7 protein-coding genes are annotated in these 12274 nt (G+C 40.6%); 2 read left to right on the forward strand and 5 right to left on the reverse strand.

The window, feature by feature from the left end; genetic code table 11:
- Positions 1–109 precede the first annotated feature (109 nt).
- The 4 genes from cpsA to B7700_RS07435 form a co-directional block, all read right to left on the reverse strand.
- Positions 110–1555: an LCP family glycopolymer transferase CpsA gene (gene cpsA / locus B7700_RS07420; RefSeq protein ID WP_084888138.1), complete on the reverse strand. Its 1446-nt coding sequence runs from the start codon at positions 1553–1555 to the stop codon at positions 110–112.
- A gap of 189 nt (positions 1556–1744) precedes the next feature.
- Positions 1745–3703: a peptide ABC transporter substrate-binding protein gene (locus tag B7700_RS07425; RefSeq protein WP_084888140.1), complete on the reverse strand. Its 1959-nt coding sequence runs from the start codon at positions 3701–3703 to the stop codon at positions 1745–1747.
- A gap of 204 nt (positions 3704–3907) precedes the next feature.
- A complete protein-coding gene (locus B7700_RS07430; RefSeq protein WP_084888142.1) occupies positions 3908–5875 on the reverse strand; it encodes a peptide ABC transporter substrate-binding protein in 1968 nt (655 codons plus the stop codon).
- A gap of 167 nt (positions 5876–6042) precedes the next feature.
- Positions 6043–7653: a glycoside hydrolase family 13 protein gene (locus B7700_RS07435; protein WP_084888144.1), complete on the reverse strand. Its 1611-nt coding sequence runs from the start codon at positions 7651–7653 to the stop codon at positions 6043–6045.
- A gap of 152 nt (positions 7654–7805) precedes the next feature.
- Here B7700_RS07435 and B7700_RS07440 point away from each other — a divergent pair, with 152 nt between their 5' ends.
- Both B7700_RS07440 and B7700_RS07445 read left to right on the forward strand, forming a co-directional pair.
- A complete protein-coding gene (locus B7700_RS07440; RefSeq protein ID WP_084888146.1) occupies positions 7806–9290 on the forward strand; it encodes a DUF1846 domain-containing protein in 1485 nt (494 codons plus the stop codon).
- 94 nt (positions 9291–9384) lie between these two features.
- Positions 9385–9867: an S-ribosylhomocysteine lyase gene (locus tag B7700_RS07445; RefSeq protein ID WP_000032547.1), complete on the forward strand. Its 483-nt coding sequence runs from the start codon at positions 9385–9387 to the stop codon at positions 9865–9867.
- 60 nt (positions 9868–9927) lie between these two features.
- On the opposite strand, the gene B7700_RS07450 is transcribed toward B7700_RS07445, so the two are convergent.
- Positions 9928–12033: an ATP-dependent Clp protease ATP-binding subunit gene (locus B7700_RS07450; protein ID WP_084888148.1), complete on the reverse strand. Its 2106-nt coding sequence runs from the start codon at positions 12031–12033 to the stop codon at positions 9928–9930.
- Positions 12034–12274 lie beyond the last annotated feature (241 nt).

The following is a 12274-nucleotide window of genomic DNA, read 5'->3' on the forward strand; positions in this document are numbered from 1 at the left end:
CGTACTTCTTATCCATAGATTTCTGTCAAAAGAATCTTGCTTTTTGCTTAGATTTTGGACCATCATCCACACCAAATACGATATGCGAATGAATATCAATCATTTTGTCTTATTTCCCTTCCATCACATCATTGATTGCAGCCTTGACTGACTCTAAACTGCTGTCACTAATTTCCATCATGTAGAGGCTACTCTCAGGCATGGCATAGGATGGTAAATCCATACGCCCTGTTCCTTTAAGATCTTGCGAATTGATCTTATAAGTTCCACCACTCTCAAGTTGGGCATTAACCAGGTTCATCATGGTTTCAAGTGGCATATTGGTTTGTAAGGAATCTTGCAGTCCCTTTATAATACTGTCATAATTTTTCAAAGCTTCTGTCGAGGTTAGCTTTTGCAAAATAGCGACAATAACCTTTTGCTGATTGCGACCACGATCTCGGTCTCCATCTTCCAATGAATAACGCTCACGCACAAAGCCAAGAGCTTGCTCCGAATCAAGATGAACCTTCCCTACAGGATAGAACTTCCCATTTGTATGAGCGGTAAACTCTTGATCATTATAGACATCAACTCCACCAAGTAAATCAATCAATTTCAAGAAAGAGGTGAAATTCAAACGAGCGTAATAGTTCAAGTCAATACCGTAAAGATTTTCCAGGGTATGAATGGAAGCATCTACTCCATAAATCCCCGCATGGGTTAACTTATCTTTTTGGTTGTTGCCTCCATCTGCAATTGGAACATAGGAATCACGAGGTGTGGTTGTCAAGAGAATCTTTTTAGTTTCGCGATTAACTGTCATAATAATATTGACATCCGAACGAGAAACTGAACTGATTGGACCGTAAGTATCAATTCCACTGATATAAACGTTGAAACTGTCACCTTTGACATTTTTTGGAGTTTCAACCGTCTTGGTTAATTCTTTGGTATAGATTTTCTTAATTTTTGAAGCATAGTCAGGATATTCCGATTCGATAATGTTTTCAAAGACACTGTTTAGAATGATTGCCTTTATATCACCGGCTAGCAAGCTCTTATAGGCCGCAAGATAAGAGCTGCTTTCTTCGACTGTCAATTCCTTGTTTTGACTAGCTTTCAAATCATTCATCAACTGTTGGATATTATCCTTATCCGTCCCAGTCGGTCCCATCACACTGGTTACCTGACTGATATTATCAATTGGACTATCTGCTAACACCGCAATACTCATCGAATAATGTGAGTAGTTCGATGTCGCATTTAAGCGACTGGTAAAGCCAATAAACTGACTTACAGCAAAGAGGGAAGTTCCATTGATTAACACACCCAGTAGTAATAAAATCAGCGTTAGATTTTTAGCTTTCTTAGACCGAATTAAAAAGAAGCACAAGATGGCTAAGGTTACAATTAAGACAGCAACCACTATATTGAGATATCGGAAGGCTAGCATATTGTACTTGAAAATCAAAAACAATAAAAAGACTGCTAGTAATGCATAGATAGCTAGCAACCCCCAACTAATCAATATTTTTGTTTTACCCTGACGAGCTCGCTTCGAAGATCTACTCACGATATACCTCTATTATCAATTTTTATTTTATTTTATTATATCATAAAAAACTACACTTGCGGGGTAGATCCGCTTAGGTAAGGCGTTTTCATCTTCTTTCCGAAACACTCTTTTTGACTTGCAACCAATTACATCAATAAACTTACTATATAAACATCAAAACAAGGTCCCTTACGGAACCTCGCTCATCTATTTGACATGATTTTCTGCTTCTTTTTGGGCTTTTTCGATTGCTTTTTTGCTTTCTTGCTCCCATTTGGTCTTGGCTTCTTCATACTGTTTAGTTGTCACAGTATCTTTTTGCAGTTTCATGTACTTGTAGTTATTGCCATCACCCTTGATGCCGACCAGTGAATAGCCTCTTGTAAATGGCGTTACTTTGGTTACAGAAGCTGTTCCACCACTTGACATGGCTGACATAATCAGAGAATTGTCAATCATCCAAGCCTGTGCTTCAGCATATTTTTCATAGCGTTTGACTACATCTTTATTTTCACTATCTGCATCTTTGAGCATCTTGGTGTAAGTATCAAGCCCCAAGCTAGCAATCTTAGCTTTATCTTCTTGAGTATCTAGACCAAAAATCTTGAGGTAGAACCCATCCTCTGCATTGAAAGGATTAAGATAAGTTGACGGATCTTGGTAGTCACCTACCCAACCATCAAAGTTCAAATCATAGTCACGATCAGCTGGTGTTGGCGCTAAAAAGGCTACATTATTAAAATCATCTGTTGAAAGTTGTTGAACATCAATGACGATGTTATCAGCACCCAAAACTGATTCAAGGGTCTGTTTAACTGAGTTCATGCCTGTCACGGCATTTTTACTCGTCTGATCAACTGCCACATCCAAGTGAATTGGGAAGGTCACTCCTTGACTTGCCAATTCTTTTTTAGCTTCCGCGAATTTTGCTTGGGCTTTTTCTTTGTTGAAATAGGCATCCTGAGCATCTGCCAAGTTAATACCTGACCATTCTGTGCCATAGTTGTCCAATTTAGAAGCGACTACTTCTCCAAAGGTCTTATCTCCAACTTGGACAAATGTAGGAGGCACTAGGGTGTTACGAAGGGTCTTGCTAGCTGCTGCTTCCCCATTTGACTGAGCAGAATAAGCTGCACGATCCAAGGCAAAGTTCACCGCTTGGCGGAAGTTTTTGTTCAAGACAGCTGTCTCAGTTGACTTCTTCTGATCATCTGTCGTTTTAGCAGTGTGATTGTAAGCCTTACGGTTAACATTGAAATTGAAATACCACGAAGTCTTGTCCTGCAAGCTATAGACAATATTATCCTTAAATTTTTCCTTAGTCTTAGTAAAGTTAGAACTATTTGGATAAACCCCAGCGATAGAATAGGCTCCACTTTCAAAGTTACGGATAGTCAATTCTTGGTCTGAGCCATCAAAATAAGCCAATTTCACGTGTTCAATCGATACTTTGTCATGATCATAGTAATGCGGATTCTTCACATACTCGATAGATGATTTTGATGTGAAATCTTTTAACAAATAAGGTCCGCTGTAAAGAATACTATCTGGAGATAGAGTACCAAAATCTTTCCCTTTTGAATTTAGAAACTCTTCATTTACTGGGAAAAGAATACTGTTGGTTGTTTTTGAGTTCCAGTAAGGTTCTGGGCGTGCCAAAGTATACTCAACAGTCTGGTCGTCAATCGCCTTCACCCCAACCTTAGAAAAGTCAGAATCCGCTCCTGTAATATAATCATTCAAGCCCTTGATCGAGTTTTGAATCAAGTCAATGGCCTGTGATTTATTGTCCACTGCGTACTTAATACCTGTCACAAAATCTTGTGCCTTGACTGGGGCGTACTCTTCACCGTCAGCCGTGAACCATTTGGCGTCTTTTCTCAATTTATAGGTATAAGTCAAACCGTCGCTTGAAACAGACCAGTCTTCTGCCAAAGATGGAACTAGGTTTCCGTGGTTGTCATTTTCAAGCAAACCATCAACTAGGTTAGTAATAATAGCTGTATTATCAGCGTAGTAGTCTAATAAATAGTTAAATGTAGTTGGGTTTCCACTAAAGGTTGATGAGTAAGTCTTTGTATCTGAACCTGATTGTCCGCAAGCAGTTAACAGCAAGGCAGCTGCAACAGTCAGACCTGCACTAAGGATACGCTTTTTTGTAGTCATCTTCTTTCTCCTTTATGTTAGTTTTTATAACATAGGTTTATTTTACCAAAATAGTGGGAATTTGTAAAGTTAATTGAATTTCTAGAATGAAAGTTTATAAACTTTCGTTATAAAAAAACAAAGGATTTCTGTCTTTCATACAGTCCTCCCTTGTTTTTATGTGATTTATTGATTAAAAAGCCATTTGTAGAAATGAGCCTAGACTCATTTTACGTGTTTTTCTAAATCCTTTTGATACTGAGCATTAGATTCGAGTTTTTCCTTTTGCCACTTTTTAAGAGCTGCCTCATACTCGTTAGTTGTTACGATATCATTTTGAAGTTGCATACCTTTGAAAATAAATGGATCCCCCTTAATTCCGACCTGTGAATAAGCTTTGGTGAATGGCACAGTACGACTAACCATAGGAGAGCCACCTGAAGAAGCAACTGGAATAAGAAGTGAACTATCAGTAACCCAAGCCTGTGCTTTAGCATACTTTTCGTATCGTTTATCAAGATTACTTGTCTCAGATGCAGCATCATCCAAAAGCTTCTTGTATTCATCCAATCCAACTTTCGCCATGACTTCAGGATCCTTGCCCTTTGTTATACCTAGATGCTTCAAAGCAGAACCCTTCTTAGCATCTAAAATATTGAGATAGGTTGCTGGATCTTGATAATCTGGTCCCCAACCAGTTCCATTCAAATCATAATCTTTTTGGGTTGGAACTTTAGCTTGAGAAGTAATAATTTCCTTCTCATTATCCGTCATTTGAAGAACATCTATAATTACATTCTCAGTTCCCAATGTTTCTTCAATCGATTGTTTTAATGAATTTGTCTGTTGAACTGCAACTACATCCGTCTGTTCTACTGGTACATCCAAATGAATCGGGAAACTTACTCCCTTTGTTTGCAATTCTGACTTCGCTTTCTCAAACGCAGACTTGGCCTTTGTAGGATTGTAAATTGTATCCTTGCCATCTGTGAGAGTCACATCTTTCCATTGCTCTCCATATTTCAGCAGTTCATCCTGAGCCAGCTGCCCGAAAGTCTTCCCAGCTACTTGAACATAGTTATCTGGCACTAGACTATTACGAATAATCTTATCCGCACCTTCTTCGCCATTTAATTGAGCTGTATAGGCGTGGCGATTAAATGCAAAATTAAGAGCCTGACGGAAGTTCTTATTGAGAAGAGCTTCTTTTGTTGATGTTTTTTGTGACTCATCTGTTTTAGCTGTTTTATTGTAAGACTGGCGGTTTACGTTCACAGTGAGGTAGTAGCTTGTTGCCTCTTGTGGACTATAGACAATCTTATCTCCGTACTCTTTCTTAGTTGACTCAAAGTTTGAGCTTGCTGGAAAAAGACGTGCAGTGGTATAGGCACCTTGTGTAAAGCTACGAATTAAGGATTCTTGATCTGAACCATCATAGAATGTCAATTTAACATTATCAATTTTGACATTGTCCTTATCCCAATAGTTAGGATTTTTTTCATATTCAATCACAGATTTAGAAATCAAAGATTTCAAAAAATATGGGCCATTGTAAAGAATACTTGATGGAGTTGGCGCTCCGTAATCCTTGCCTGTTGCATTCAAAAATTCTTCATTTACAGGAAGCATGGTTGCTGTGGTTACTTTAGAGTTCCAAAAACTTTCCGGTTTATTAAGGGTATATTCTACCGTATAATCATCAAGAGCCTTCACACCTACAGTTGAGAAGTCGTTTGTCTCACCACTAACATAAGCCTCCAATCCTTTGATGGATTTCTCAACCAAAGAAAGACCATCGGATTTTCCGTCTGCTGCATGCTTTAATCCGGTGACAAAATCCTGAGCCTTAACTTCTGCATACTCTTCTCCTTCTGAAGTATACCACTTCACACCTTTACGTAGTTTGTAAGTATAAGTCAAGCCATCTTTAGAAACTGACCAATCCTCTGCTAGAGAAGGAATGAGATTCCCATATTTATCATTCTCTAAAAGACCGTCGACGACATTACCTATTACGTCAGAAGTTGAACTTTTACTTGTAACGCTATAATCCAAGGATGATGGATCAACAGCATAAACATAAGAGAATGTTTTGGGAGCATCTGCATTCTTTTCACTTTTCCCACAAGCTGTTAAAAGAATGGCTGTACTCAAGGTCACTCCTGCTCCTAAGAGCCACTTTTTCGATTTCATAGGTAATCTCCTTTAAGAAAGTATTTTCACTATTATACCTTATTTTTTTATAAATACAAGAATTTTAGTGCGATTTGTTAGAAAATTCTAACAAATATTTTTAAAAGAGTTTTTTACACAACTTTTAGCAAAAAACCTCAAACTCTAAGGCTCAAGGTTCTCACTTTTTAGTTAGTCATTTCCACACAGAAAGCATCCCATGGAGCCAAGATTTGTTTTTCAAAGACTTCTTGCGCCACAGTGTTTTCAATCAAGACTGATTTAACTTTTCCTTCGACTACTAGGTCTTGCTCTTCATTGGACAAGTTGGCCACAACTAGAAAACGACGGTCCCCATCTTTACGGATATAGGCAAAGACCTTGTCAGTTGTTTCCAAGAGTTCAAAGTTAGCTCGAATCAGCCAGCTATTCTCCTTACGGATTTGAACGAGTTTCTGATAGGTATAGAAAATAGAATCTGGATTTGCCAGCGCTTCTTGAACGTTGATTGCTTGATAGTTTGGATTGACTGCCAACCAAGGTTGCCCTGTCGAGAAACCAGCATTTTTGCTCTCATCCCATTGCATCGGAGTACGGGCATTGTCACGTCCAATAACACGGATACTGTCCATTATTTCTTCCATCGGAACGCCTTTTTCAAGAGCCTCACGCGCATAGTTGAGAGATTCAATATCTTCTACTTGCTCCAGTGTCTCAAACGGATAATTGGTCATCCCAATCTCCTCACCTTGGTAGATATAAGGTGTTCCTCTCATCAAATGAAGCAAAATCGCAAAAGCTTTGGCAGATTTTTCACGGTATTCTTGGTCATTTCCCCAGATAGAGACGATACGAGGGAGGTCATGATTGTTCCAGAAGAGGGAATTCCAACCATCCTCAACTCCTAATTCTGTCTGCCATTTGTTGAAAATCTCTTTTAACTTAGCGATATTTAGCTCTTTTTGATAGTGCCACTTAGGTTGCCCTTCCTGATACTGAAGACCGATATGTTCAAACTGGAAGACCATAGACAATTCTTGCCCCTTTGGATCTGAGTAGAACTTGGCAATCTCGGGCGTTGCTCCCCAAGTCTCCCCTACTGTCAAGAGATCCTTATCTCCAAAGGTCGCCTGATTCATTTCCTTGAGATAGGGGTGAAGCATAGGACCATTATTGACTACCTTCTCGTCAGGAATTTTCCCAATCATGTCAATGACATCCATGCGGAAACCACCAATGCCTTTATCAATCCAGAAGTTCATCATCTCATAAATTTTCTGGCGAAGTTTTTCATTTTCCCAGTTGAGATCCGGCTGTTTCTTACTGAAAAAGTGAAGATAGTATTGACCTGACTTTTCATCGTATTCCCAAGCAGATCCGCTAAAGATAGAATCTAGGTCGTTAGGCTCATTCCGCCAGATATAGTAGTCTCGCTCAGGGCTGTCAGGATTTTCACAGGCCTCTACAAACCAGGCATGTTCATCCGAGGTATGATTGACCACCAAGTCCATGATAATACGGATATCACGCTTCTTAGCTTCCGCGATCAGTTGGTCCATATCCTCCATGGTCCCAAAAATAGCCGCAATCGCTTGATAATCAGCAATATCGTAGCCATTATCATCCATCGGGCTGTCATAAACAGGAGAAAGCCAAATCGCTGTAATTCCTAACTTGGCTAGATAGTCTAACTTACTGGTAATTCCTGGCAAATCGCCAATTCCATCTCCGTTGCTATCCATAAAGCTCTTAGGATAAACTTGATAGACTACGGCATTGTGCCACCATTTTTCTTGCATCTTCTTACCTCATTATTTTAATAATCTATAGTCTATGATAGCGCTTTTCAGAATTTTGTGCAAGCGTTTGCCTAATCTTTTTGATTCCTTTTTTAACTCCATAGTTTCCTAACTTCCAATTTTTTATTATAATAGAGGTCAGAGGTAAAAAAATGAAAAAACAAGCTTTTAGTTCTGAACAATATTTGAATCTACAGCGCGACCACATTTTGGAGCGCATTAACCAATTTGACGGCAAGCTCTACTTGGAGTTTGGTGGCAAAATGTTAGAAGACTTCCACGCTGCTCGCGTCCTTCCTGGTTATGAGCCTGACAACAAAATCAAGCTCTTACAAGAATTGAAAGAGCAAGTTGAAGTTGTGATTGCCATTAATGCTAGCAACATCGAGCATTCCAAAGCACGTGGTGACTTGGGCATTTCTTATGACCAAGAAGTTCTTCGTTTGATTGATAAATTCAATGAATTGGGAATTTTTGTTGGCTCCGTTGTCATCACACAGTACGCTGGTCAACCAGCTGCAGATGCCTTCCGCAACCAACTTGAGAAAAACGGAATTGATTCTTATCTTCACTATCCAATCAAAGGATATCCGACGGATATGGATCACATCATTTCTCCAGAAGGTATGGGGAAAAACGACTACATCAAAACCAGTCGAAACTTGATTGTCGTAACCGCTCCTGGACCTGGTTCTGGAAAATTGGCAACCTGTATGTCCAATATGTACCACGACCAAATCAATGGCATCAAGTCTGGCTACGCTAAGTTTGAAACCTTCCCAGTTTGGAATCTTTCCCTTCATCACCCAGTCAATTTGGCCTACGAGGCTGCCACAGCTGACCTTGATGATGTCAACATGATTGACCCCTTCCATCTCCAAACCTATGGAGAAACCACTGTCAACTACAACCGTGATATCGAAATTTTCCCAGTGCTCAAGCGCATGTTGGAACGTATCCTCGGTGAATCTCCATACGCTTCACCAACAGACATGGGTGTCAACATGGTTGGTTTCGCTATTACTGATGACGATGCTGCTGTGGAAGCTTCTAAACAAGAAATCATCCGCCGTTACTATCAAACTGTTCTTGATTTCAAAGCCGAAAAAGTTGGCGAAGCAGCTGTCAAGAAAATCGAGTTGCTTATGAACGACCTCGGTATCACACCTGCAGACCGTAAGGTTGCTGTTGCTGCACGCCAAAAAGCTGAAGAAACTGGCGGACCAGCCCTAGCCCTTGAATTGCCAAGCGGAGAAATTGTCACTGGTAAGAACTCAGAACTCTTCGGCCCTACAGCAGCTGCCTTGATCAACGCCATCAAGAAATCAGCTGACATTGCTAAAGAAGTAAAACTAATCGAACCTGAAGTTGTTAAGCCAATCCAAGGTCTTAAAATCGATCATCTGGGTAGCCGCAATCCACGCCTTCATTCAAATGAAATCCTAATTGCACTAGCTATCACAGCTACGGAAAATCCCGACGCTGCCCGCGCTATGGAAGAACTTGGCAACCTCAAAGGAAGCGAAGCCCACTCAACCATCATCTTGACTGATGAAGACAAGAATGTCCTTCGTAAACTGGGTATCAACGTAACCCTTGACCCTTACTACCAATACGACCGCTTGTATCGTAAATAACGATTTCAACCTCTCCACTCTCGGAGAGGTTTTCTCTCTGTCTCAGGAGCCAGCTTTGTGTTATAATGAAATTAGAAAACTGAAAGGATTTACCATGTCAAAAGAAGTTATTGTTGAAAGTTTTGAACTTGACCACACTATTGTTAAAGCACCTTATGTCCGCTTGATTGGGGAAGAAACAGGACCAAAAGGAGACATCATCTCCAATTATGATATTCGCTTGGTGCAACCAAACGAAGACTCTATCCCTACTGCTGGTCTTCATACTATTGAGCACCTCTTAGCCAAACTCATCCGTACCCGCATTGACGGTATGATTGACTGTTCACCATTTGGGTGCCGTACAGGCTTCCACATGATTATGTGGGGACGTCACACCAGTGCTGAAATTGCGGCTGTTATCAAGGATTCGCTCAAGGAAATCGCTGAAACTACTACTTGGGAAGACGTCCCTGGAACAACCATCGAATCTTGCGGAAACTACAAGGACCACAGCCTCTTCTCTGCTAAAGAATGGGCTAAACTCATCCTTGAACAAGGGATTTCAGATGATGCATTTGAGCGTCATGTGATTTAAACGTAAAAAAGGAACCAGTTTTTCAGCTGGCTCCTTCTTTTTTATGCTCAAAATTCTGTCTTAGGCTTTTTCACGAATGACCAAAACACCATCTTCCATGTCAGCTTCTAGGTGTTTAGCATCAAGGTTATCCAAGTGGAAGTCTGTGACTTTGTCACGGATTTGTTGTTCAACCACGCGACGGAGTGGACGAACACCCATGACTTCGTCATAGCCTTCTTCTGTGATAAAGTCCTTAGCCGCTTGGCTGACTTCCAAATCAATGTCTTTCTTAGCCAAGGTTTGGTTAACTTCAGCCAACATCAAGTCCACAATCTTAGAAAGGTCTTCCTTATTCAAGTGTGAGAACTCGATAACTGCGTTAAAGCGGTTAAGGAACTCTGGGCGGAAGAATGGTTTCAAACGATCCATCAATTCTGGTTTATCTGCATCTTCGGTCAAGTTGGCTTCATAGCCAAATCCAGCATTTGATGTCGCGATAATGACAGTGTTCTTAAAGTTCACGGTATTTCCTTGACCATCAGTCAAACGACCATCATCCAATACTTGGAGGAGAAGGGTGATTACTTGAGGATCAGCCTTTTCGATTTCGTCCAAGAGAATGATAGAGTAAGGATTGCGACGAACACGTTCTGTCAAGGTATTGCTATTGTCATCATACCCCACATAACCGGCTGTTGTACCGATTAACTTAGATACAGCTGTGCGGTCACTGTATTCAGACATATCCAAGCGGATGATCGCATCCTTGGTTCCAAACATATCCAGTGCCAATTGCTTAGCGAGCTCAGTCTTACCAACCCCAGTTGGACCTACAAAGAGGAAGCTACCGATTGGGCGATTGCCTTCATCAAAACCAGCACGGTTACGACGGATAGCACGAGCTACTGCTTCTACTGCCTTATCTTGGCCGATAACCTTGTGTTCCAAACGATGAGCCATATCTTTTAGGCGTTCGATATCAGATGCCCCCATTTGAGACACTGGGATACCAGTCATACGTTCTACAGACTCAGCCACATCGTTGATGCTTGCAGTCACTTTCATGTCTTCTGTGTGGTTTTCGACTTTTTTCTCCAATTCTGCAATGCGTGTTTTAGCATTAAGAGCTGCTTCAAAATCTTCTGCCTCAACAGCTTTTTCTTGCTTGTCTTTTTCTGCCTCGATTTCCCGTTCAACAGCATGAACATCTGTTACTGGATGTTGGGCTGCCAAGTGAGCTGCCGTTACATCGACAAGGTCGATAGCCTTATCTGGCAAACTACGTTGAGGAATGTATTGGATCGAATAATCCACTGCTGCTTTCAAGACTTCATCAGGCAAGATAACATTGTGGTGTTGTTGATAGAGGTCACGAATTCCTTGAAGGATTTTAAAGGTATCCTCTGCCGAAGGAGCATTGACCTTGACTTCGTTGAAACGACGAGCAAGAGCTGCATTCTTCAAGATGGTGTTACGGTATTCATCCTGAGTCGTTGCCCCAATCACTGTCAATTCCCCACGAGAGAGGGCTGGCTTAAGAATGTCTGCAAGCCCTTTAGAACCACTGTCACCTCCAGTAGATCCAGCACCAAGGATTTGGTGAATTTCATCAAAGAAGAGGATAATATTTCCCGCTTCTTTGACCTCATTGACTAAGTTTTGAACGTTTTCTTCAAAACTACCGCGGTATTGAGTCCCAGCCTCAAGACCAGAGATATCGATGGAAATAATTTCCTTGTTCTTAATAGCAGCTGGAACATCACCGTTCACAATGGCTTGTGCCAAACCTTCGACAACTGCTGTCTTACCAACACCTGCGTCTCCAACCAAAACAGGATTGTTCTTAGTACGGCGTGAGAGGATTTCAGATGTCTCTTGAATTTCCTTGTTTCGTCCAATTACTGGATCCAGCTTGCCCTCACGCGCTTCTGCTGTCAAGTTTCGACCTAGTTTTGCAAGGACACCGTCTTGTTTCATGCCTGACGTATGTTGTGGCATTTTTCCATCAACTTCTGCATTTCCTGGCAATTGACCAGTTGCACGATAGTGAGCAAATTCCTCAGGTGTCACTTCACGTCCATTAATCAAGTAACGGCGATTTTCAGAACTGTATCCTCGCATACCACCCATCAATTGGTTAAATAAATCATCCATGTTGTTAAAATTATTAAAGTTGTTATTCATATTCTTTACCTCTTTTTGTTTACTTAGTTATGATTACTGATATTGACTATCTTTGACCTTTGTTTTAAAAAATTTAGACTAGCTAAATCGCTACTCTACGTACTATTTCTGGTTTTTCTTTTTCAAGCAGGAGTAGACTATCTTTACTTCTGAAGATTTCTAGATTAAACATAGACACACCTCTTTCTATTTTACTTTAAATAATACTCTTCGAAAATCTCTTCAAACAACGTCAGCTCTA

Origin of the sequence: Streptococcus mitis, assembly GCF_002096755.1 — a bacterium.
Classification (GTDB): Bacteria; Bacillota; Bacilli; order Lactobacillales; family Streptococcaceae; genus Streptococcus; species Streptococcus mitis_AC.

Bases quoted from the DNA above. Each gene is read 5' to 3' on its own strand.
- B7700_RS07425 (WP_084888140.1), bottom strand. From the start codon at position 3,703: ATGACTACAAAAAAGCGTATCCTTAGTGCAGGTCTGACTGTTGCAGCT.
- B7700_RS07440 (WP_084888146.1), top strand. From the start codon at position 7,806: ATGAAAAAACAAGCTTTTAGTTCTGAACAATATTTGAATCTACAGCGC.
- B7700_RS07435 (WP_084888144.1), bottom strand. From the start codon at position 7,653: ATGCAAGAAAAATGGTGGCACAATGCCGTAGTCTATCAAGTTTATCCT.
- B7700_RS07430 (WP_084888142.1), bottom strand. From the start codon at position 5,875: ATGAAATCGAAAAAGTGGCTCTTAGGAGCAGGAGTGACCTTGAGTACA.
- B7700_RS07445 (WP_000032547.1), top strand. From the start codon at position 9,385: ATGTCAAAAGAAGTTATTGTTGAAAGTTTTGAACTTGACCACACTATT.
- B7700_RS07450 (WP_084888148.1), bottom strand. From the start codon at position 12,033: ATGAATAACAACTTTAATAATTTTAACAACATGGATGATTTATTTAAC.